The 22,324-nt window shown below is 60.5% G+C and carries 16 protein-coding genes and 1 rRNA gene; 13 read left to right on the top strand and 4 right to left on the bottom strand.

Going from position 1 to position 22,324, the window contains the following annotated elements; all coding sequences use genetic code 11:
• Both O3298_RS28835 and rtcR read right to left on the bottom strand, forming a co-directional pair.
• Positions 1 to 182: hypothetical protein (locus O3298_RS28835; RefSeq protein WP_289919992.1), on the bottom strand; the 182-nt coding region annotated here is incomplete at its 3' end.
• Positions 183 to 1,796, bottom strand: coding sequence for an RNA repair transcriptional activator RtcR (gene rtcR / locus O3298_RS28840; protein ID WP_289919994.1), 1,614 nt, complete (start codon positions 1,794 to 1,796; stop codon positions 183 to 185).
• 206 nt (positions 1,797 to 2,002) lie between these two features.
• On the opposite strand from rtcR, the gene O3298_RS28845 reads away from it, so the two are divergent.
• The 5 genes from O3298_RS28845 (at position 2,003) to O3298_RS28865 (ending at position 7,581) form a co-directional block, all read left to right on the top strand.
• A complete protein-coding gene (locus O3298_RS28845) occupies positions 2,003 to 3,574 on the top strand; it encodes an RNA-binding protein (protein WP_289919996.1) in 1,572 nt (523 codons plus the stop codon).
• Positions 3,575 to 3,845: 271 nt separating this feature from the next.
• Entirely contained in the window at positions 3,846 to 5,081 is a 1,236-nt protein-coding gene (locus O3298_RS28850) for an RtcB family protein (RefSeq protein WP_289907496.1), read from the top strand.
• Between the two features lie 5 nt (positions 5,082 to 5,086).
• Positions 5,087 to 6,106, top strand: a complete 1,020-nt coding sequence (gene rtcA, locus O3298_RS28855) for an RNA 3'-terminal phosphate cyclase (RefSeq protein ID WP_289919998.1) — start codon at positions 5,087 to 5,089, stop codon at positions 6,104 to 6,106.
• Between the two features lie 130 nt (positions 6,107 to 6,236).
• Entirely contained in the window at positions 6,237 to 6,722 is a 486-nt protein-coding gene (pedF, locus tag O3298_RS28860) for a cytochrome c-550 PedF (protein WP_035824926.1), read from the top strand.
• Positions 6,723 to 6,747: 25 nt separating this feature from the next.
• Positions 6,748 to 7,581 carry an ABC transporter substrate-binding protein gene (locus O3298_RS28865; protein WP_289919999.1) on the top strand — a complete coding sequence of 278 codons (834 nt, stop codon included), beginning with the start codon at positions 6,748 to 6,750 and terminating at the stop codon, positions 7,579 to 7,581.
• A 59-nt stretch (positions 7,582 to 7,640) separates the two neighbouring features.
• On the opposite strand, the gene O3298_RS28870 is transcribed toward O3298_RS28865, so the two are convergent.
• The gene (locus O3298_RS28870; RefSeq protein ID WP_305061169.1) at positions 7,641 to 9,779 is read right to left on the bottom strand and encodes a TonB-dependent receptor; all 2,139 of its coding nucleotides are present in this window, start codon (positions 9,777 to 9,779) and stop codon (positions 7,641 to 7,643) included.
• A 204-nt stretch (positions 9,780 to 9,983) separates the two neighbouring features.
• Between O3298_RS28870 and O3298_RS28875 the strand changes: the two genes are divergently transcribed.
• The 7 genes from O3298_RS28875 to O3298_RS28905 all read left to right on the top strand — a co-directional run bounded on the left by O3298_RS28875 (position 9,984) and on the right by O3298_RS28905 (position 19,644).
• Positions 9,984 to 10,940: a beta-propeller fold lactonase family protein gene (locus tag O3298_RS28875; protein ID WP_289900647.1), complete on the top strand. Its 957-nt coding sequence runs from the start codon at positions 9,984 to 9,986 to the stop codon at positions 10,938 to 10,940.
• 344 nt (positions 10,941 to 11,284) lie between these two features.
• The gene (adh, locus tag O3298_RS28880) at positions 11,285 to 12,805 is read left to right on the top strand and encodes an aldehyde dehydrogenase (RefSeq protein ID WP_099665393.1); all 1,521 of its coding nucleotides are present in this window, start codon (positions 11,285 to 11,287) and stop codon (positions 12,803 to 12,805) included.
• Between the two features lie 55 nt (positions 12,806 to 12,860).
• A complete protein-coding gene (locus O3298_RS28885) occupies positions 12,861 to 13,250 on the top strand; it encodes a DUF779 domain-containing protein (protein WP_034756816.1) in 390 nt (129 codons plus the stop codon).
• Between the two features lie 49 nt (positions 13,251 to 13,299).
• The gene (locus O3298_RS28890; protein ID WP_305061170.1) at positions 13,300 to 15,036 is read left to right on the top strand and encodes a PQQ-dependent methanol/ethanol family dehydrogenase; all 1,737 of its coding nucleotides are present in this window, start codon (positions 13,300 to 13,302) and stop codon (positions 15,034 to 15,036) included.
• 287 nt (positions 15,037 to 15,323) lie between these two features.
• Positions 15,324 to 16,484, top strand: a complete 1,161-nt coding sequence (locus O3298_RS28895; RefSeq protein ID WP_305061171.1) for a porin — start codon at positions 15,324 to 15,326, stop codon at positions 16,482 to 16,484.
• A gap of 57 nt (positions 16,485 to 16,541) precedes the next feature.
• Complete coding sequence (locus O3298_RS28900; protein WP_305061172.1) at positions 16,542 to 18,644, top strand: 4Fe-4S binding protein; 2,103 nt, start codon at positions 16,542 to 16,544, stop codon at positions 18,642 to 18,644.
• Entirely contained in the window at positions 18,634 to 19,644 is a 1,011-nt protein-coding gene (locus tag O3298_RS28905) for an FAD:protein FMN transferase (RefSeq protein WP_305061173.1), read from the top strand. The genes O3298_RS28900 and O3298_RS28905 overlap by 11 nt, the downstream gene beginning before the upstream one ends.
• A gap of 1 nt (position 19,645) precedes the next feature.
• On the opposite strand, the gene O3298_RS28910 is transcribed toward O3298_RS28905, so the two are convergent.
• Entirely contained in the window at positions 19,646 to 21,634 is a 1,989-nt protein-coding gene (locus tag O3298_RS28910) for a sigma-54-dependent Fis family transcriptional regulator (protein WP_305061174.1), read from the bottom strand.
• A 605-nt stretch (positions 21,635 to 22,239) separates the two neighbouring features.
• On the opposite strand from O3298_RS28910, the gene O3298_RS28915 reads away from it, so the two are divergent.
• Positions 22,240 to 22,324: ribosomal RNA gene (locus tag O3298_RS28915) — 16S ribosomal RNA — on the top strand; the annotation flags it as partial.

A 22,324-nucleotide genomic window follows, 5' to 3' on the forward strand; every position in this document is an offset into this window, starting at 1 on the left:
CAGGACCGTGAAACAACTTTGCGCCGATGATAGTGCTGCAACCAGTGTGAAAGTAGGTTATCGTCAGGCTTGTTATGCGAAAAAACCCCTTCCGGTGATCCGGTTGGGGTTTTTTTACGTCTGACGGTTTTTTTTTCAGCAGACAGGCATAAAAAAGCAGCGCTGCGCGCTGCCTTTTTCATTTAATTAAGTTGGCAGACTCTATCCCAATCAAGGTCAAAGCGGGCCAGGTATTTTTTGAGCCTGTCGGCATCGTTGGGTTTAGCTTTCGCCGCGCGCGATACGGCATACAGGGTACGGCCGGCATCGGACATATTGTTCGATTGCCGGCAAATCTTGATCACTGCCTGCAGCTGCAGCGCATCAAACAGGTCGAGCTGCGTGGCTGCCTCGCTTCCCATGATATCGGCCAGGTCGATTTCCGTGCCGCCGGCAGGTTTGTCATGATGCTGCCACATCCGCTTCAAGCGCCGGATTTCCTCATCGACGACAGCATCCGTGATACGGCCCGCTTCCGACAGGGTGGCCAGGCGCGTGACAGCGGCGGATAAATCGCGGAAATTACCCTTCCATACCGAGGTGGGCAGGGTGGCGAAACGCATGAAACGCTCGTGCGCCTCCTTGTTGAAGCGTACGCGTTCGCCCGTTTCCGCGCTGTATTGTGTCAGCAGGTATTCCAGGTTCGGTTCGATGTCTTCCGGCCGCTGCGCCAGCCCCGGCAATTCGTACGTCCACAGGTTGATGCGCGCATACAGGTCTTCGCGGAAGCGGCCGGTCATCACTTCTTTGCCCAGGTCGCGGTTGGTGCCGGCGATCAGCTGGAAGTCGCTCTGCACCTCCGTATCGGCACCGACGGGAAAGAAGCGCTTTTCTTCAATAGCTTTCAGCAGCATCGCCTGCTCGTCGAGTCCCAGTTCGCCGATTTCATCGAGAAACAGCAGTCCCTTGTGCGCGCTGCGCAGCAAGCCTGGACGATCCGAGCCTGCGCCTGTGAAGGAGCCCTTGATATGGCCGAACAAGGTGGAGGCTGCGCCATCGCCATGCAATGTGGCGCAATTGAGGTCGATGAATTTTCCGTCGATCTGGTGGCGCGATTTTTTCAGTTCATACACGCGGCGCGCGAGGAAGGATTTGCCGGCGCCGGTAGGTCCCATCAGCAGCATGGGGGCTTTCGATTTGATGGCGACGCGCTCGATTTCATCGATCATGCCGTTGAACTTCGCATTGCGCGTGGCGATGCCGGACTTCAGGAAGGCCACGCCTTCGGCCTGCTCGCGCGTAAAACGCTGGGCAATCTGGTCGTAGCGCGACAGATCGAGGTCGATCAATGCGTAACTGCCGGGATTGCCGGTGGCCTGGCGCTTCGGCGGCGACGTTTGCACGAGACGGCCAGGAAAATAGCGCGCTTCCGTCATCAGGAACATACATATCTGCACCACGTGGCTGCCGGTGGTGATGTGAATCCAATAGTCTTCCTTGTCCGGATCGAAGGGGTAGCTATTGGCAAAGTCGTAGAGCGCGCCATACACATTTTCGAAGTCCCAGGCATCGCTGATAGGCAGTTCATGGGAGATTAGCCTGGTTTCGGGCGAGACGCTGGCAATATCCTGCGACACCTGGCGTACCAGGTTGTCAAACTGGCTGCCCGCGTACAGCAACTCGAAGCGGTCGATGATCTTGTCCTCGTGCTGGGTCAGGGCGATGCTGGGACGCCACTTTTCCCAGCGTGCAGCTCCCCTGCCATTGTCGAGCTGCGTGCCGAGAAAACCGATGACGACGGTGCGTTTTGCTTGCATATATGGGATAAAAATTTATCTGAAAAGATAATTGTATTCCAAATCGCGGTTGCATAGATATGTTCAAGGTAAAGCCTGCATGAAAATATTATTCAATTAAATCAATTGGTTATGGAAATTTTTGAGGAAATATTGAAAGCTGGCACAGCGCTTGCAATAGAGGAAATACCAACGAGATAAACGTAGAGAGCAGAGAGGAACGAAAAATGGCCAACGCCCAGTTATTCCAGAGCGCGCAACAGACAGCAACCATGCCAGCGGCGCTGGCACGCAATGCCGAAGGCGCACCCGCCTACGCGCTGACGCCCCGGCATCAGCTGGCGCAGTACGCGGCCACCGGCTGCCTGAATACGACGTTTTATGCCAGCGCCGAAGCGCAACTGGCGAAAGTACGCGAGCTGTGCCTGGCGGTCGAGCCGGCCTTCATCGCGCAGACGGCCGTGTACTGCCGCGAACGGGGCTACATGAAAGACATGCCGGCCTTGCTGGTGGCCATGCTGGCGGGGCAGGGCGCCGCGGAATGCGCGCCGGCCTTTCAGCGTGTGATTAACAACGGCAAGATGCTGCGCAACTTCGTGCAGATCATGCGTTCGGGCGCCATCGGCCGCAAGTCGCTGGGATCGCGTCCGAAAAAACTGGTGCAGGCATGGCTGAACGGCGCGTCGGAACAAGCCTTGCTGGCCGCGGCCGTGGGCAATGCGCCATCGCTGGCCGACGTGGTCAAGATGGTGCATCCGAAACCGCAGGAAGCGTGGCGCGCGGCTTTCTTCGCCTGGCTGATCGGCAAGCCGTACGATGCCGCGGCCTTGCCGCCGGCGCTGGCCGCGTTCGAAGCTTACAAGCTTGATCCAGCGCAAACGATACCGGACGTGCCCTTCCAGATGCTGACGGCGCTGCCCTTGAGCGCACAGGATTGGGCGCAGATCGCCCGCCAGGGCAGCTGGCAGATGGTGCGCATGAATCTGAATACCTTTGGCCGCCACGGCGTGTATGCGATAGCCGGCATGCCGGAGCTGATCGCCGCCAAGCTGCGCGATCCCGAGGCGATTGGCCGGGCACGGGTGTTTCCGTACCAGCTGATGTCGGCTTGCATGGCGGCCGGCGAGAGCGTGCCGGCCATCGTGCGCGAAGCGCTGGAACAGGCGCTGGAAATATCGCTGCTGAACGTGCCGCAGATCGCTGGCAAGGTGGTGGTGTGCCCCGACGTTTCCGGTTCGATGTCCTCGCCCGTCAGCGGTTTTCGCGGCAGCGCCACGTCCAGCGTGCGCTGCATCGATGTGGCGGCGCTGGTGGCGGCGGCCATGCTGCGCAAGAATCCGGATGCCATGGTGCTGCCGTTCGAGCACAGCGTGGTGCAGTGCGGACTCGGCGCGGATGATAGCGTGATGAGCAACGCGGCCAGGCTGGCAGCCATCGGTGGCGGCGGTACCAATTGCAGCGCGCCGCTGCTGCGCATGAACAGCAAGAAGGAGCTGGCCGACCTGGTGATTTATGTGTCCGATAACGAATCGTGGATCGACGCCAAACGCAGCGGCGCCACGGCGACGATGGGACAGTGGGATGTCTTCAAACAGCGCAATCCGCAAGCAAAGCTGGTATGCATCGATATTGCGCCGCATGCCACCACGCAGGCGATGGAGCGCGAGGATATTCTGAATATCGGCGGTTTTTCCGACGACGTCTTCAAGATCATCGCCGCCTTTGCCGCCGGCCGGCTGGATCCCGCCCACTGGGTGGGAGAAATCGCCGCCATCGATATCGCAGCACCAGGTTGTTGAAGCAAAGCGCATGAATGCGGACAGGACTACATAACAGGCGTCCTGTCCACGCTTGTCATGCGCCGTAGTACCCCGAATGCCGACAGGATTACATCGATCAGCCGCGTCAGACCGGCCTGGCAGGCGCAGTGCGTCTGCCAGAAATCCTGTCCCCCCTTGTCGGGTTGTCGTACTGATGAATGCCGGTGGAACTACATCCTGGGCCGATGCGTCGGCAACTGTTTCACCAACCCTGGTCATCACCCCCTATACAATAGAAGAAGAGATAGCGATGAAAAACGAAGAATACGAAGTCCTGCATACCGAAGGCAGCCGTCCAGTGAAAATGTGGACGCGTGGCGTGCCTGTCGAAGAAGCGGCTAAAAAACAATTGCGCAACACGGCGACCCTGCCGTTCATTTACAAGCATATCGCCGTCATGCCCGACGTCCACCTGGGTAAGGGGTCGACCATCGGCAGCGTGATTCCCACCCTGGGCGCCGTGATTCCGGCGGCCGTGGGCGTGGATATCGGCTGCGGCATGATGGCGGCGAAAACCACGCTGACGGCGAACGATCTGCCCGATAACCTGGGACCGCTGCGCAGCGCCATCGAACGCGCCATTCCGCACGGGATGTCGCCGAAGACGCGCGGCCACCGCGGTCGCGACGAAGGTTCCTGGCATACGCCGCCCTCGGTGGTCGATGCCGCGTGGCTGCAATTGAAGGATGAATTCGATGCGATCTGCCTGAAAACGCCAAAGCTGAAAAATACGAACAATTACCGCCACCTGGGAACCTTGGGTAGCGGCAACCACTTCGTCGAAGTGTGCCTCGACGAGCAGGGTTCCGTATGGTTCATGCTGCATTCCGGTTCGCGCGGCGTGGGCAATGCCATCGGCACCCATTTCATCGAACTGGCCAAGCAGGATATGCGCACCCACTTCATCAACCTGCCCGACCAGGATTTGGCTTACCTGGCCGAGGGAACGCAGCATTACGATGATTACGTGGAAGCGGTGGGCTGGGCCCAGCGTTTCGCCCGCAACAACCGCGAAGTGATGATGCAGAACCTGATCGCCGCCGTGCGCACGGTCATCCATAAACCGTTCCAGACGCACGTGGAGGCCGTCAACTGCCACCATAACTATGTGCAGAAGGAGCACCACTTCGGCAAGGATGTATTGATCACGCGCAAAGGTGCTGTGTCGGCCCGTGCGGGCGAACTGGGGATCATTCCCGGCTCCATGGGCGCGAAGAGTTTTATCGTGCGCGGCAAGGGCAATGCGGAGAGTTTCCATAGCTGCAGCCACGGTGCGGGACGCACGATGAGCCGCACGGAAGCGAAGCGGCGCTTCAACCTGGATGACCAGATCCGCGCCACCGAAGGCGTGGAATGCCGCAAGGATGAAAACGTCATTGATGAAATCCCGATGGCTTACAAGGATATCGATGCGGTGATGCTGGCGCAGCGCGAGCTGGTCGATGTCGTGCATATCTTGAAGCAGGTCGTCTGCGTCAAAGGATAAGAGAGATGATAGAAATAGATGGAGCGCAAGGCGAAGGCGGCGGACAGATTTTGCGTTCGGCGCTGAGCCTGTCGATGATCACGGGGCAACCGTTTCGCCTGATTAACATTCGCGCGGGGCGGGAAAAGCCCGGCTTGCTGCGCCAGCATCTGCTGGCCGTGCAGGCGGCAACCGCCATTTGCGGGGCGCGCACGACGCCGGTGGCGCTGCGCGCGTCGAGCCTGGAATTCGTTCCCGGCCCCCTGCGCGGCGGCGATTACCGCTTTGCCATCGGCAGCGCCGGCAGCTGCACCCTGGTGCTGCAAACCTTGCTGCCGGCCCTGCTGCATGCGGATGGGCCATCCACCGTGCGCGTCACTGGCGGCACGCACAATGCCATGGCACCGCCCGTGCATTTTTTGCAGCGCGCGTATGGCCGCATCCTGCAGCAGATGGGCGCCGAGGTGGAGATCGCGCTGCAACGCTACGGCTTTCATCCTGCGGGCGGCGGCGAGGTGACGGCCACCGTGCAACCGTGCCGGCGCTTGCAGCCGATTCAACTGCTGCAGCGCGGCGAACGGAAGGCGGGGTATGCGGAAAGCGTGGTGGCGGGCGTGCATGTGCAGGTGGCGCAGCGCGAGCTCGAGCGTGTCGCCAGCGGCATGGGCTGGAGCGGCAAGCAACTGCGCCTCGTCGGCTTGCCGGCGGAGCAGGGGCCGGGCAACGTCCTGCTGCTGACCCTGGAGCATGAGCATGTCACGGAAGTGTTTACTTCGTTCGGCGAAAAGTCCTTGCTGGCCGAGTCCGTGGCCAAGCGCCTGTTGAACGAGGTGCGCGCCTATCTCAAGACGGACGCGGCCGTCGGCGAGCATCTGGCCGACCAGCTCTTGCTGCCCATGGCGCTGGCGGGCGGCGGTACCTTCAGCTGCAACAAGGTGTCGCAGCATGCGCTGACGAATGCGGAGGTGATTGCCCGATTTTTGCCCGTGCGTATCACTTTCGAGCAGCAGGCGCGCGGCAGCATCTGCACGGTGGCCGCCGCCTGAGGCGCGTGGTGACACAACCACGTGTTGCAGCTGTTCCAAATTGATACATGGCCGGCCGGATGTGGGGCATATGTGCATGGCATGGCATTTGCTCTTCTTTGGTATTGACTAAAAAACCAAGGAGACCAGCATGACCTATTCCATTCGTACCCTGCTCGGCGTGGCGGCGGCCGGCGCCGTTGCCCTCACTTCCCTGCTGACCTTGCCGCATGCCTATGCGCACGGCAATGTCACGCCGCAAGGCGTCGACACCACGGGCTTGCCCAAGGTGGGCGACAAATGGCTCGAGCAAAACCCGTATCGGGGCAACAAACTGGCCTTGACAGTGGGCACCTCGGCCTACAACCAGAATTGCGCCCGCTGCCACGGCATCGAAGCCATCTCGGGCGGCATCGCGCCGGACTTGCGCCAGCTGGACCGCGATTGTTTCGGTATCAAGAATGAGACAAAGAAACAGGCGTGCTACAAGGAAACGGACAATTACTACCTGACCACTATCCGCCACGGTAAAGTGCGCAATGGGGCCGTGTACATGCCGCCGTTCGAAGGCGTGTTCAACCAGGAAGCCATGTGGGCCATCAAGACCTATCTGGAAACGCGCCGCGAATCGAATTAAGTCGAACTGATCACGAAGGAGTCCCATGCGTTCATTTCAATTCCGGGGCGCGCGCGCGATGATCTTGCTCGCTTGCCTGGCGCTGTGCGCCGCCGCGCCGGCGCGCGCCGACTGGCAAAAGGTGCAGCAGTCGGGCAGCCTGAAAGTGGCTGTGTACAACGAATTCGCGCCGTTTTCCGACAAGGGTACGGGCATCGATATCGATATTGCCGAAGCGCTGGCGAAAAAGCTGGGGCTGAAACTGAGCTTGTTGCCATTTCCCGCCGGCGAAAACCTCAACGACGATTTGCGCAATATGGTGTGGAAGGGACATTACCTCGGTTACGGCCCCGCCGATGTGATGTTGCATGTGCCGGTCGACAAGAAGTTGATGGCGGACAACGACAAGGTCGAGATCTTCGCGCCATACTATGTGGAAACCGTGCGCCTGGCGCGCAGTGCGCAAGCCGTGCCGCAATTCGATGGCGTCGCCTCGCTGGCCGGCAAGCGCATCGGCGTGGAAAAGGTGTCGATCGCGGCCATGCTGATGCTGGGCGAAGACAATGGCAAGTACCGCGACGACGTACGCATCTTCGATACGGCCGCCGAAGCCTTGCAGCAATTGCAGGCGGGCAAGCTCGACGCCGTGCTGGCCAACCGTTCGGAAATCGAATCGGTGCTGAAAAGCGATCCCGCTTTCCCCATGAGCGAAGTGGCGTTTGCTCGCCTGCCGCGTGCGGGCTGGGCCGTGGGCCTGGCCGTCAGCCGCCAGCAGCTCGACGTGGGCAAGTTGCTGCAGGCAGCCATGAATGAGATGGCTGCCAGCGGCGAATTGAAAGCCATCTTCGAGAAATATGGCGTGAAGGAAGCACGGCCGTAGCAGGCCATGTTGAATGACAATAAAGCCCGCGCATCGGAAGAGGCGCGGGCTTTTTAGTTTTAGAAACTATATTGGGCGCTAACGCCCAGCAACCAATTACGTCCCGGCGCCGCTTCATAGTAGCGCTTGTTGCTATCGCCAACGATGACGGAACCCACGTAGGTCTTGTCGAAAAGATTGTTCAGGCGGGCAAACTCCTTGAAGCGCCAATTGCCCACGTTTTGCCTGGCGTTGACGCGCGCATTGAATACCGTGTAGCCGGGCGCCGGTTTTTCGATGTTGCTGTCTTCCGCGTAGACCTGGTTGCTGGCCACGCTTTCCAGCGCTGCGCCAAAACGGTCGAACGTATCTTTCCAGGCCAGTTCAGCGAACAGGTTAGCGCTGGGTACACCCGGCAAGCGGCTGCCTTCGCGCACGCCGCCAAATGCCTGGTCATACACGGCATGCAGGCTGGTGAGCGCCACTTTGGTCGTGAAGCCATATGGCAGGTTCGAATCCAGCGACACTTCCATGCCCTGGCGCAAGGTTTTACCCCCATTGCGATAGCTGGTGCGCCCGCCGCTGGACTTGTCGACCACCAGTTCGTCGTTGGTCTTGATCTGGAACAAGGCCGCATTCACGTGCGTGTTGTTGGCGATCCTGGCCTTGACACCCGCTTCCAGGTTGGTGCTGGTGGCTGGCTTCAAGTTGAAATTGAAGACGCCGCCCGTGCCCGAGTAAAACAGTTCGTTCAGGGTGGGCGCTTCGAAACCGCGCGCGGCGCTGGCGTAGACGTTGACGTTCGGCGTCAGTTTATACAGCAGGCCCAGCACGGGCGTCGTGTGGCTGAACTCCAGGCTGCCGCTATCGTTGCCGTTGCTGAGGAAATGGTCGTCGACAGCCACTTTCATCTTGCTGTAGCGCGCACCTGCGCTGAGTAGCCACGGGCCGCCTTGCCATTCCGCCTGGATATACGGATCGAGGCTGGAGACGACATTCTGCTCGTCGCGGCGCAGCTTGCCTTTTACGCCAAAGCTATTGCCAATGAAATTTTCATAGCCGGTGCGGTCGTCGCTGGAGCGGCCATAGTCGATGCCGATAGTCGTGCTCAGCTTGCCTCCGGCCAGCTGGTTCACGTGCAGCCAGTTGGTGTCGATGCCATAGAATTGGCGCTGGAAATCGACCACGCCGCCCGAATGGCTAGGCGGCGCCTGGAATCCCTTGGTAAACGCCTGGTACTGGATCACGTCGCGGTTGCCGCCATACACCATCACGTGCAGACGGTCATCGCCGAACGACTGTTCATAAGTGGCGCCGATCTGCTGGTGGTCGATGCTCTTGCGCGTGTTGTAGCGCTCGGCCAGGGTGCGTTTCGGGTTTTGCGTGTCCGTCGTGTCGATTTCGCCGGCGCGCGGGTTGGCGGCAAACGTGGGCCAGGTGACGCCCAGCGGATCTTGCGTGTTGCCCTGGTGCAGGCTGTTGGCGACGATGGTCAGCTTGCTGTCCGCGGTGGGCTTTACGGTGATCTTGCCGAACGCCTGTTCGCGCGTGGCGGCGCTGTGGTCGCGGAAGCCGTCCGTGCGGAAGCGCGAGCCGTCGAGCACGTAGCCGATGCCGCCTGCCTGGCCCTGCGCCGTCAAGTCCACCTTGCTGGTGCCGTAGCTGCCGCCCGTCACATTCAGCTCGACGGAAGGGGGATTTTGTCCATCCTTGGAAAACAGCTGGATCACGCCGCCCGAATGGTTGCCGTAGATGGCAGAAAACGGTCCGCGCAGCACTTCGATGCGCTCGGCCGTATCGAGATTGAAGGTGGCGGCCTGGCCCTGGCCGTCGGGCATGCTGGCGGGAATGCCATCGCTGATCAGCTTGACGCCGCGCACGCCGAAGGCCGAGCGGGCGCCGAAGCCGCGCGACGAGATTTGCAAGTCTTGTGCGTAGTTCTGGCGGTTTTGCACGACCATGCCCGGCACGGCGGCCAGCGCTTCCGACGCGTTGACGCGGATTTGGCCATCCTGGATGCGCGCGCTGTCGACCACGTCGATCGAGGCCGGCACTTCCTGGCTGGGGTGGGCGATGCGGCTGCCGCTGACGACCACCGTATCCATGAATTGCCCATTGGCCGGGTCAGCTGCCTCGGCGGCAAAGACGTGAGGGGCGAGGGTGGCGCTGCCGGCGACAAACAGGCTGGCGATGGTGTTCAGGCGGAAACGATGCTGCATGCGGATTCTCCAATGTGAATAAAAGCCTGCTTGATCGCGTGCGCGGTACAGGTCTGCGTAGGTGTATCAAGCAATATGCCTGCCATGTCTCCATTGGTGGGCTGAAATTATACGCGTGTCAGTGGCACGGCGTTTGCATACGGTAATTGTCAGAGGCGCCGCTACCGCGCGCTTTTCCCTCGTTTTGCCATTGAAAAGGTGATTATGCCCAACTTCTTCTCGCGCTTGCGCCAGGTGTGCTGGCTGCTGCCGGCGCTCGCCAGCACCGCTGTCCAGGCCGCTCCCTTTGCCTATGTTCCCAACGAAAAGTCGGGCACCTTGAGCGTGATCGACACGGCGACCGACCAGGTGGTGCGCCAGATCGCCGCAGGCAAGCGTCCGCGCGGCATCGCCGCCGACCCCACAGGGCGGCAATTGTTTGTCACGGATGCCGCCAGCAGCGCTTTGCTGCTGATCGACAACGCTGGCGGCGCGCCCGTGCGCACGGTGGCGCTGGGCAAGTCGCCCGAAGGCGTCAGCGCCTCGCAAGACGGTAGTCACGTGGCCGTGGCCGTCGAGGAAAACAACAGTGTGGCCTTGCTCGATGGCCAGACAGGTACCTTGCTCGCCGATATCAAGGTGCAGGGACGCAATCCGGAACACGCCGTCTTCAGCCCGGATGGGCGCTGGCTGCTGGTCAGCGCGGAAGAGGCGGAGCAAGTCGATGTCATTGATGTGGCGCAACGCCGCCAGGTGGCGTCCATCGCCGTGGGGCTGCGTCCGCGCGGCATCGGTTTCAGCCCGGACTCGGGCCGCGCCTACGTGGCGTGCGAACTGGTCAATGCCGTCTACGTGATCGACATGGCCGCGCGCAAGGCGATTGCCACCATTCCAGCGGGCAAGAATGCGAATGGCATCGCCGTCCATCCCGGCGGCAAGCAAGTGTATGTCTCGAACGGCATCGACGGTACGGTGATGGTGATCGACACGGCCAGCAATCAGGTGACGGCTACGATTGGCGTCGGCAAGCGCCCGTGGAACATGGCCATCACGCCGGACGGCGCCAAGCTGTACGTGGCCAATGGCCGCTCGAACAGCGTGTCCGTCATCGACACGGCCAGCGCGCGCAAGGTGGCCGATATTGCCGTGGGTGAATTGCCATGGGGCGTGGTGATTCGTTGATTCCTTCATGGCACAGGCGCAGGTGTTCCAGTCTGGTACACCTGTTCCATTGTGCAGCGGCGGCGTGGCGGCAAAGCAGGGCTGGCCCGGATTGGAACAGGATGCTGCCACCTTGTTCAAAACGCAAACAGAGCCACGCCCCCACCCAAGTCCGGGGCATGCGCTGAAAAGCGGGCCGGGATTGACGCCACGCCCTTGTAACGGGGGCAAAACCGGCTAAGTTTGTAGTGGGACGGCGAGCTGGCACGGCATTTGCGGAAGACTCCGTGTACTCACCCCATCTGTACCAGGACGTTTGATTTTAATTAAGTAATTCCATTCTAATTAACCCGATAGAGGACGACATGAATCTCGCAGACATCAGCAAACTGGGCGTAGCCAATCCCTTCAAACAACGCTATGACAATTACATCGGCGGCAAATTCGTTGCACCAGTAAAAGGTGAATACTTTCCTAACATCACCCCGATCACGGGCTTGCCATTTTGCGAAATCGCCCGTTCCACGACGGAAGACGTCGAGCTGGCGCTGGACGCCGCGCACGCCGCCAAGGAGGCATGGGGCAAGACGTCGCCTGCCGAGCGCGCCAATATCCTGAACCGCATCGCCGACCGCATCGAACAGAACCTGAGCCTGATCGCCACGGCGGAAACCATCGACAACGGCAAGCCGATCCGCGAAACGATGAATGCCGACATTCCGCTGGCCATCGACCATTTCCGTTACTTCGCCGGTTGCATCCGCGCCCAGGAAGGTTCCGTCGCGCAAATCGATGCGGAAACCTATGCCTACCACTACCACGAGCCGCTGGGCGTCGTGGGCCAGATCATCCCGTGGAATTTCCCTATCCTGATGGCCGTGTGGAAACTGGCGCCAGCCTTGGCGGCCGGCAATTGTGTCGTCTTGAAACCGGCCGAGCAGACCCCGGCTTCCATCATGGTGTTGATCGAGCTGATCGGCGACTTGCTGCCGCCGGGCGTGCTGAACATCATCAATGGTTTCGGCCTGGAAGCGGGCAAGCCGCTGGCGTCGAGCAAGCGCATCGCCAAGATCGCCTTTACGGGTGAAACGGGCACGGGCCGTTTGATCATGGGCTATGCGGCGCAAAACCTGATTCCCGTCACCCTGGAACTGGGCGGCAAGTCGCCGAACATCTTCTTTGAAGACGTGATGGATGCCGATGATGATTATTTCGACAAGTGCCTGGAAGGTTTTGCGATGTTTGCGCTGAATCAAGGCGAAGTGTGCACCTGCCCATCGCGCGTGCTGATCCAGGAATCGATCTACGAAAAATTCATCGAACGTGCCCTCAAACGCGTGGCCGCCATCAAGCAGGGCAATCCGCTCGACTCCGCCACCATGATCGGCGCCCAGGCGTCGCAGGAGCAGCTGGAAAAAATCCTGTCCTACCTCGACATCGGCCGCCAGGAAGGCGCGGAAGTGCTGGCCGGCGGCGAGCGCAACACGCAGGCGGGCGACCTGGAAGGCGGCTATTACGTGCGTCCGACCGTGTTCAAGGGCAATAACAAGATGCGCATCTTCCAGGAAGAGATCTTCGGACCCGTCGTGTCCGTGACCACCTTCAAGGATGAGGCCGACGCGCTGGCGATTGCCAACGATACCTTGTACGGCCTGGGCGCCGGACTGTGGACGCGCGACGGTTCCCGTGCCTTCCGCATGGGACGTGCCATCCAGGCGGGCCGCGTGTGGACCAATTGCTACCACCTGTATCCGGCCCACGCCGCGTTCGGCGGCTACAAGCAATCGGGTATCGGCCGCGAAAACCACAAGATGATGCTCGACCATTATCAGCAAACGAAGAACTTGCTGGTGAGCTATAGCCCGAAAGCGCTGGGCTTCTTCTAAACCGGCAACAGGCGCCGCGCTTGCAGTCCAGGCGCGGCGCGCAGAAAGGGATGCCATGAGTGCAGCAATTGCCCGGGTGGTCGCGACCGATGCGGCGCTGGAAATGATGGACAAGTTGCGCCAGCGTCACGGCCCGCTGATGTTTTTCCAGTCGGGCGGCTGCTGCGACGGCAGTGCGCCCATGTGCTACGCGCTGGGCGAGTTCGATGTCAGCGACACCGACATTTATCTCGGCAATTTGAATGGCACACCGTTCTACATGGGACTCGAGCAATTCGAGTACTGGGAGCATACCCAGTTGATTATCGATGTGGTCGATGGCAATGGCGGCATGTTTTCACTCGACAACGGCACGGGCAAGCGCTTTTTGACGCGCTCGCGCCTGTTCACCGATGAAGAGTGCGCGCTGTTGCATGCCCAGCCGCATGAGCACCGCAAGACTTGATACACACATACTAATAAAACAGAGGGAGATGATTGTGCAGAAAAAAATCATGGGGATACTCATCGGTTTGGGTTTTGCATCGCTGGCCCAGGCGGCCGACGTGGGCAATGTCACCAATGCCATGCTCGACAGCACGGCGAAGAATCCGGCCAGCGTCCTGTCGTTCGGCATGGGCACGCAAGGCCAGCGCTATTCGCCGTTGACGCAGATCAATGACAAGACCGTGGCCAAGCTGGTGCCGGCATGGTCGTTTTCGTTCGGCGGCGAAAAACAGCGGGGCCAGGAATCGCAGCCGCTGATTCACAATGGCAAAATGTTCGTCACGGCATCGTATTCGCGCATCTTTGCCGTCGACTTGAAAACGGGCGCCAAGCTGTGGAAATATGAGCATCGCTTGCCGGACGGCATCATGCCCTGCTGCGACGTGGTCAACCGCGGCGCGGCCCTGTATGGCAACCTGGTGATTTTCGGCACGCTCGATGCTTACCTGGTGGCGCTGGACCAGAATACGGGCAAGATCGTCTGGAAGGAAAAAGTGGACGATTACGCGGCCGGCTACTCGATGACGGCCGCGCCGCTGATCGCCGAAGGCTTGCTGCTGACGGGCGTGTCGGGCGGGGAATTCGGCATCGTGGGCCGGGTCGAAGCGCGCAATCCGATGACGGGCGACCTCGTGTGGAGCCGTCCGACGGTGGAAGGCCATATGGGCCACCGCTATGACAAGGATGGCAAGGCCATCGACAACGGCGTGTCCGGCACGGCGAACAAGACGTGGCCGGGCGACCTGTGGAAAACGGGCGGCGCCTCGACCTGGATGGGCGGCACCTACGATCCGCAAACCAAGCTCGCCTACTTTGGCACGGGCAACCCGGCGCCGTGGAACAGCCACTTGCGTCCCGGCGACAACCTGTACTCGTCATCCACCGTGGCGCTGGACGTGAAAACGGGCCAGATCAAGTGGGCGTATCAGAATACGCCGAACGATGCCTGGGACTTCGACGGCGCCAACGAGTTCGTCACCTTCGACATGGATGGCAAGCGCTACGGCGGCAAGGCCGACCGCAACGGTTTCTTCTATGTGATCGACGCCAACACGGGCAAGCTGCAGAACGCCTTTCCATTCGTGAAGAAAATCACCTGGGCCAGCAGCATCGACCTGAAGACGGGCCGGCCGAATTTCATTGCCGCCGGCCGCCCTGGCGACCCGACCAAGGGAGAGGAAGGCAAGAAGGGCACGACCGTGTTTGCCGCGCCCGCTTTCCTCGGCGCCAAAAACCAGATGCCGATGGCGTACTCGCCGCAAACCAAGCTGTTCTACGTTCCCGCGAATGAATGGGGCATGGATATCTGGAACGAGCCGATCAGCTACAAGAAGGGCGGTGCCTTCCTCGGCGCGGGGTTCACCATCAAGCCATTGTTTGACGACTACATCGGCGCCATGCGCGCCGTCGATCCGAAGACGGGCAAGATCGTCTGGGAAATCAAGAACAACGCACCGCTGTGGGGCGGCGTGATGAGTACGGCCGGCAACCTGGTGTTCTACGGCACGCCGGAAGGCTTCCTGAAAGCCGTTGACGCGAAGACGGGCAAGGAACTGTGGAAATTCCAGACGGGCTCCGGCGTCGTGGCGCCGCCCGTCACCTGGCAGGATGGCGACACGCAATATGTGGCCGTCGTTTCCGGCTGGGGTGGCGCCGTGCCGCTGTGGGGCGGCGAGGTGGCGAAGAAGGTCAACTTCCTGGAACAGGGCGGTTCCGTGTGGGTCTTCAAGCTGGCGTCGAAGTAACGGGGTGAAGCATCCGGGCCACTCGGATGGGTGTCTCCCTGTCCGCCGGGTGTTTTCTTTTTGCTGACGGCCCAGGCCGTCAGTTTTTTGTTTACCTGGATGCCCGCTATGCCTGCTTGCGGTCAAAAAATGAACACCGGCAGTGGCGATTGATCCGCTGCTGCACAAGTCAACTACGTATTTTCTCTTTCTCCCTCTGGGCCGCGCTGGGCACGCTTATTGCCAAAGCTTGAGGTACATCAATCACTGGTGTGCACACTAAAAACAGAGAAGAAAGAGGAGAAGCAATGAATACATTGATCAAGCTGGGGAGCCTCGGTGTCATGACAATCGCAGCGGTGGGACAGGCACACGCCGTCGATATCAAGGCTGGCGACTGGACCGTGTCGGTGGGCGGCATCGTCAACGCTTATTACACGCAAGTGTCGTGTTCGGGCGATGCCGTGGGCGGGCTGGCGCTGGGCGGCCAGGCGCTCGGTTGCGGCGGCGAGAAGGATCGCACGACCATCGGCAACGGCTTGCTGCCGAATGGCTTGATCACCTCGGCAAGTTCGCGGCTGGGCGAATACGACGTGAAAGCCTTGATCGGCATCTACAACTCGACGGCCACGGACAGCGCCATCAGCCAGAACAGCGTGGTCGATGTGCGTCAGGCTTTCTTTACGTTTGGCAATGAACACATGGGTACCTTCAAGCTGGGCCGCGACTACGGCATCTTCGGCGCGAATGCGATTTTGTCCGACATGACCTTGCTGGGCTCGGGCGCACCGGTGCAGGCGACGCAGCGGGGCCGGGTGACCCTGGGCCATATCGGCGCCGGCTACACCTATCTGGGCAACTATGGCCAGATCATGTACAGCTCGCCGAAGTCGGGCGGCTTTGGCGCCGACGTGGCGCTGGTCAGCCCCGTCTCCGATACGCCGATTGTTGCAGGCTCGACCTATTCTTCGAAGTCGAGTCCGCAAGTGCAGGCGCAGCTGACGTATGCGCAGGAAGGCTTGAAAGCCTGGCTGGGCGTGAAGTCGCAAAAATTCACGTCGAAAACGCCGGGCGTCGATGACTTGACCATGCGCGGCGTGGAAGTGGGCGGCTCGTACCAGATGGGCCCGGCTGGCGTGCTGGTCAACTTCCAGGGCGGCAAGGGGCTGGGCATCCTGTCCGATGCGGACCAGGGCGATACCAAGTCGAAGAACTGGCTGGTGCAAGGCACGTACAAGACGACGGACAAGCTGAAACTGGGCTTGTCCTACGGCATCAGCAAGAACGACGACAACACGGCCGGCACGGGCGGCTTGAAGTCGAACGCCAACCTGACCCTGGGCGCGTATTACTCGCTCAACAGCGCGATCACCTTGGTGGGCGAACTGGGCCAGACTCGCTCGAAAGGCTTTACGGGCGGCGAAGCGAAGATGAATGGTGTGTCCCTGGGCGGCATTATTTTCTTCTAATAAACGAACGCGGCGCCTTGTGACAAGGCGCCGCACGGAGCGTGGTGCATGCGGATAATGCGGTTGTTCATCGGATGCTGGCTATTCCTGTTTATCCTGGGACAGGCGTGGGCGGGCGTGCTCGCCAAGGCCGAGCTGGTGCGGCGTTTTCCTGCTCCCATCGTCGTGGGCGACAAGGAGACCGACTTGCCCGTCTGGCCATTGTTCCGGCAAAACGCCACGGCCACGGAGCTGGTCGGTTACGTTTTTGAATCGGTGGACCTGGCGCCGATCCCCGGCTTTTCCGGCGTTCCCGTCAACTTATTGATCGCTATCGATCCCCAAGGGAGTTTTCTCGACGTGGCCGTGCTGTCGCAGCACGAACCCGTGTTTCTCGATGGCCTGGGCGAGGCGCCTTTATTCCAGTTCGTCAAACAGTACCAGGGCTTGTCGCTGAAACAGAATATCGCCATCGGTGCCCGGACGAAACGGGCGACCGATGCCAGCCATGCCGATATCGACGGTGTGTCGAAGGCCACGGCTTCCGTGCGCATCATCAACCAGAGCGTGCTGGCGTCGGCCTTGAAAGTGTCGCGCAAGAAACTTGGCTTTGCGCAAGGCCGTGACCCGGACCAGATCGCCCGCATACGCATGGACGTGTTCGAAAAGCTTGATGTCGCGCAAATGTTAAAGCAGGGCTTGATTCAGCATCTGCGCTTGAGCAACAAGGAGATTGAAAGCCTGTTTGCCGGCAGTCCCGGTGCGGGACTCGATGGGGAAGCGATGCGCGCGCCGGACGGCGTGTTCATCGACCTGTACCTGGCGTATGTGTCCGTGCCCAGCGTGGGGCGCAATCTGTTGACGGAACGCAGCTGGAACAAATTGCGCAACCGGCTGGACGAAGGCGACCACGCCATCCTCGTCATGTCGCGCGGCCGTTACAGCGTGCTGGGCGACGATTTCGTGCGCGGCACCGTGCCGGACCGGTTATTGCTGAAGCAGGATGGCTTGCCCATCGACATGCGCGACCTGGACCTGGAATTGCAATTGGCGGATACGACGCTGTTGCCGACGGAAAATGTCGCCGTGCTGCGCGTCATCAGCCAGGCGGGGCTCGATGCGGCCAGTCCGCTGGCTTTTACCATGCCGATCACGCGCAGCAAGGGTATCGTGTATCCGGAACGCATCGCGCGCAACGTGGATGTCAATTACCGCCTGCCGGCTGATTTTTACACGGCGCCGCAAGGCGACGATGCCACGTGGCGCGGCACGTGGAAAGGGCGCAAGACTGAGTTGCTGCTGTTGCTCGCCGGGCTGGCGCTGCTGGCCGGCGCATTGGCCTGGCAAAAACGCCTCGTGCGCGATGGCCGCCAGTTTGTCTGGTTCCGTCGCCTGTTCCTGTTGTTTACCATCGGCTTCATCGGCTATTACGCGCAGGGGCAGTTATCGATTGTCAATATCACGGGCGTCATCCAGGCCCTGCTGGCAGGGCGCAGCCTGGGCTTTTTCCTGTTCGATCCGATGACGGTGATCCTGTGGGCGTTCGTGTTGCTCAGCCTGCTGATCTGGGGGCGCGGCACGTTTTGCGGTTGGCTGTGTCCGTTTGGCGCCCTGCAGGAATTCACGGGCAAGCTGGGCCAGTGGTTGCGCTTGCCGCAATGGAAAATCAAGCCGCGCCTGGATGGGCGCTTGAAATGGATCAAGTATGGCTTGCTGGCGGCCATCCTTGGCAGCAGCGTGTTTTCCAGCCAGATCACGGACAAGCTGGTGGAGCTGGAGCCGTTCAAGACGGCGATTACCCTGAACTTCGTGCGCGCCTGGCCGTTTGTCGCGTATGCCGCGGGCTTGCTGTTGCTCAGTAGTGTTTCCTACAAATTCTTTTGCCGCTACCTGTGTCCGTTTGGCGCGGCGTTGGCGCTGCTGGGACGTTTTCGCCTGTTCAACTGGATACCCCGTCGCAAGGAGTGCGGCACGCCTTGCCAGACTTGCCGTCACCGTTGCGAGTACCACGCCATCGCGCCTGGCGGGAAAGTCGATTATGGCGAGTGTTTCCAGTGCATGGATTGCGTGGTGATTTACGCCAGCGATGAAAAATGCGCGCCCTTGATGCTGGAAATCAAGCGTGCCCGTACCATTCCCATCGTCCGGGCCACGCCAGAGGAGAGCAGCAATGCAGCGTAGAACGTTTATTTCCGCCGCCATCGGCAGCGTGGCCGGCATGGCGGGCTTGTCTTTGCCGGGCAGTATGGCGCGGGGCACGGCCACGGCGTCCGGCGTGCACCCTTACCGAGGGGCCGCGCTGGCGTTTGGCACGACCATCGCCGTCACCGTGTTGCATCACGATCAGCGCCAGGCCGAACTGGCCATCGAGGACGCCTTGCATGCGGCGAGGAATATCGACCGCCTGATGAGCATTTACAGCCCGACCAGCCAAGTCTTCCAGCTGAACCGCGACGGCCGCCTGGCCCGGCCGGATGCGCATTTGCTGGCCGTGCTGGCGCAGGCGCAAGCCTTGTCGCAATGGAGCGATGGGGCGTTTGATATCACGGTGCAACCTTTGTGGCAGCTGTTTCGCGCGGCGGCAGACCAGGCCAGCTTGCCGACGGACACCTTGCGCCGCGCGGCGCAGGCGCGGGTAGGCTGGCGGCAACTGGCGTGGGATAGTCGGGAAGTGCGTTTTCTTCAGCCGGGCATGGCACTGACCTTGAATGGCCTGGCGCAAGGCTACGCGGCAGACATGGCGCTGGCAGCCGTGCAGGCGCGCGGCATACGGCACGCGCTGCTCGATACGGGCGAATTCGTTGCGCGTGGGCAGCGTGGCGTGCGCCGCCCGTGGACCTTGGGTATCCAGGATCCGCGCGACGCTGAAATCCTGGCGGCCACCTTGAAAGTGGAGGGGCGCAGCGTGGCCACGTCGGGCGACTACGAATGCACGTTCACGCCCGATTTCGTGCATCACCACATCTTCGACCCATCGAAGGGCGATTCGCCGCGTGAACTGGCCAGCGTGACCGTGCTGGCGCCCACGGGTTTGCTGGCCGATGGCTTGTCGACCACCTTCATGGTCACGGGCGCGGCGCGTGCGCATGCGATGGCCGCGCACATGGAGGGCGTCGACCTGATGACCATCGACAAGCAGGGCCGGCGCGCAATGTCGCCCGGCTTTTCCCATTTACTCTAGGCTATTTCAGGTGCGGCACCTTGCGATAGATCGTGTTGCGCGACACGCCCAGGGCCCGAGCCGTGGCCGAGACGTTGCCGCCGTGGGCATCGAGCGACTTGAGGATCACGCTTTGCTCCATCTCTTCCAGGTTGGCGCCGGCGGCGATCATGCGGTCCGTGCTGGCGCTGGCGGCAGTCGCTTGCGTTATCTCAATATCGTCGAGGAAATCATCGGGCATGTGGCGCAAACAGATTTCATGTTCGTCGCCCGCCATGACGATGGCCGTGCGCAAGAGATTGGTTAGCTGGCGGAAATTGCCAGGCCATTTATGCTGGTGGAACATGCGCAAGATGTCCGGCGCCACCGTGTAGCGCGTGTCGGGCGCTTCCGTTGCGAGGATTTTTTTCACGACCGTGTCCAGGTCCGTGCGTTCGCGCAGCGGCGGCAGTTTTACCACCAGGCCATTCAGGCGGTAATACAAGTCTTCGCGAAACAGTCCCTTGGCCATGCGTTCGCGCAAGTTGTGATTCGTGGCGCAAATGAGTTCCACGTTGACGGTGATGGATTTGCTGCTGCCCAGGGGCGTGACCATGCGTTCCTGCAACACGCGCAACAGCCGCGCCTGCAAGCCAAACGGCATGTCGCCGATTTCATCGAGGAACAGGGTGCCGCCATTGGCTTGCAGGATCTTGCCGATCGCGCCTTTCTTGCGCGCGCCCGTAAAGGCGCCGTCTTCATAGCCGAACAGTTCGGATTCGATCAGGGTTTCCGGGATGGAAGCGCAATTGACGGCAATAAACGGTCCCATGGCCCGTGGCGAGTCGTTGTGGATGGCTTGCGCCAGCAATTCCTTGCCGGTGCCCGTTTCGCCCATGACGAGGATGGGGATGTCGCGCCCCAGCACCTTGTTGACCTTTTCGATCACCAGTTCCAGTTGCGGATCGCCCGTGCGCAGGTAGCGCAAGCCGGACAGGCGTCGCGCTGCGTTGGCCGCATGGCTGGCGGACGCGGGAACCTGTGCCGGCACGGCGTTGATATCGCTATGGTCGGTGCTGGCAGTAAAGCCGTGCTGGAAGACGCTATTGGACAGGCGCAACTGCGCGCGCCCATACACGCGCACGCCGCTGTGCATGCACAGGTTCAGCAAACCGGGGGCGGCAGTGCGGTAATGGTCGTACAGGGCAGACACGGGCAAGCCGAACAGGGAGCTGAAGGTATGTGATTGCAGTGCGGCAAATGACAGGCCCAGCTGGAATAAGCCGTTTTTATTGGCGGATAAAAACCGTCCGCCCGGCGTGAACGAGGCGATGCCTTCCATTAAGGTGCCGATGAATTCGGGGCGCGCATGGAAGTGCACGGTGATGGCATCCTCGAACGTGGCGGAAAACAACTGGTTTTCGATCATCAGCGCCGACATGCGCACGAGAGCCATCGTATGCTTGTGGAAACTGCGTTGGTCGCCCGAGACGTCCAGCACGCCGATGACGTTGCCCCGGTGGTCGGTGATCGGTGCCGCGGAGCACGTCAAGAAATGATTGGCGGCCAGGTAATGCTGGTCCGCATGGACCAAAGTCGGTACTTTTTCCGTGATCGCCGTACCGATGGCATTCGTGCCGCGGCTCTGTTCCGACCATGCCACGCCTGGCTGCAGGGCGACCCGGTTGGCTTTCTCCAGGAAATCATCGTCGCCCAGCGAATGCACGATCACGCCGTTGGCATCCGTGAGAATCACCATATTGTGCGTATTGACGATTTGCTGGTACAGGGTTTCCATGGCCGGCAGCGCGTGCGTGTGCAGCATGCGGTTCTGCTCGATCAGCAAGGACAGATCGGATTTGCCCGCCGGCGTGAAGTCGGGCGTGGCCGTGGGCGACAGGCCGAAGGCGACGGAACGCTGATGGGAAGTTTCGATGATGACGGGGACGTTGTCTTGTCCTGCCGGCAAAATGTTCGCGTCCGCGATGGACGAAAACGGTGCGCTACGGTAAGTAGCTGACGGTTGATACATGATCTCGTTGCCTCCGTTGGGCCCTGTACTGCGGCGCTCTTTTGAATATCGAGAGTGTTCCATAATGTAGCACCTGTCACAGATGGGAGCAAAGCAAAGCGAACCGGGCTATCCCCAGTGTTGCTGCCTGGCCCAGAGTTGCTCCCCTTGGTGGTCGGTGCATGTGTTCATATAAGCAATTGCGGTGCCAGGCCTATTGCCTTTGATCTGGCGCAAAAAATAGCGCTTGCGGGGTGCGCAGGGCACGGCTATAATTCGCCCCCTCGCTGAACGACGCATGCAAATGCCGAGTGAGACGAGAAAAAGAAGGAGTTGACGGACGTAGCAAATTGCTTCATACTATTCCTTCTTCGCAGCTGACAGACACAACGCTTTGTCGATAGCGCGAAAGCAGTAACCGAATACAGTTCTTTAACAATTAACAGTCGATAAGTGTGGGCATTTGATGTAAGTGCAGCGCTGCGTAAGCAGCGTCAAACTTAAAATATCAAATGTTCACAAGAAATAATGAAATAGGCGCTACGAAAGTAGTGGCCTGTCAGTTTTTTGAGTGAGCGACCCATCAGAAATGATGGTGCCGGTAAAACGGCAAAGTAACAGAGATTAAACTGAAGAGTTTGATCCTGGCTCAGATTGAACGCTGGCGGCATGCCTTACACATGCAAGTCGAACGGCAGCACGGAGCTTGCT

Origin of the sequence: Janthinobacterium sp. SUN137 (assembly GCF_030587265.1) — a bacterium.
Lineage (GTDB): Bacteria > Pseudomonadota > Gammaproteobacteria > Burkholderiales > Burkholderiaceae_D > Janthinobacterium > Janthinobacterium kumbetense.

Excerpts from the sequence above, each read along its gene's own strand:
- rtcR (WP_289919994.1), bottom strand. The coding sequence starts at position 1,796 with ATGCAAGCAAAACGCACCGTCGTCATCGGTTTTCTCGGCACGCAGCTC.
- O3298_RS28845 (WP_289919996.1), top strand. The coding sequence starts at position 2,003 with ATGGCCAACGCCCAGTTATTCCAGAGCGCGCAACAGACAGCAACCATG.
- O3298_RS28850 (WP_289907496.1), top strand. The coding sequence starts at position 3,846 with ATGAAAAACGAAGAATACGAAGTCCTGCATACCGAAGGCAGCCGTCCA.
- rtcA (WP_289919998.1), top strand. The coding sequence starts at position 5,087 with ATGATAGAAATAGATGGAGCGCAAGGCGAAGGCGGCGGACAGATTTTG.
- pedF (WP_035824926.1), top strand. The coding sequence starts at position 6,237 with ATGACCTATTCCATTCGTACCCTGCTCGGCGTGGCGGCGGCCGGCGCC.
- O3298_RS28865 (WP_289919999.1), top strand. The coding sequence starts at position 6,748 with ATGCGTTCATTTCAATTCCGGGGCGCGCGCGCGATGATCTTGCTCGCT.
- O3298_RS28870 (WP_305061169.1), bottom strand. The coding sequence starts at position 9,779 with ATGCAGCATCGTTTCCGCCTGAACACCATCGCCAGCCTGTTTGTCGCC.
- O3298_RS28875 (WP_289900647.1), top strand. The coding sequence starts at position 9,984 with ATGCCCAACTTCTTCTCGCGCTTGCGCCAGGTGTGCTGGCTGCTGCCG.
- adh (WP_099665393.1), top strand. The coding sequence starts at position 11,285 with ATGAATCTCGCAGACATCAGCAAACTGGGCGTAGCCAATCCCTTCAAA.
- O3298_RS28885 (WP_034756816.1), top strand. The coding sequence starts at position 12,861 with ATGAGTGCAGCAATTGCCCGGGTGGTCGCGACCGATGCGGCGCTGGAA.
- O3298_RS28890 (WP_305061170.1), top strand. The coding sequence starts at position 13,300 with ATGGGGATACTCATCGGTTTGGGTTTTGCATCGCTGGCCCAGGCGGCC.
- O3298_RS28895 (WP_305061171.1), top strand. The coding sequence starts at position 15,324 with ATGAATACATTGATCAAGCTGGGGAGCCTCGGTGTCATGACAATCGCA.
- O3298_RS28900 (WP_305061172.1), top strand. The coding sequence starts at position 16,542 with ATGCGGTTGTTCATCGGATGCTGGCTATTCCTGTTTATCCTGGGACAG.
- O3298_RS28905 (WP_305061173.1), top strand. The coding sequence starts at position 18,634 with ATGCAGCGTAGAACGTTTATTTCCGCCGCCATCGGCAGCGTGGCCGGC.
- O3298_RS28910 (WP_305061174.1), bottom strand. The coding sequence starts at position 21,634 with ATGTATCAACCGTCAGCTACTTACCGTAGCGCACCGTTTTCGTCCATC.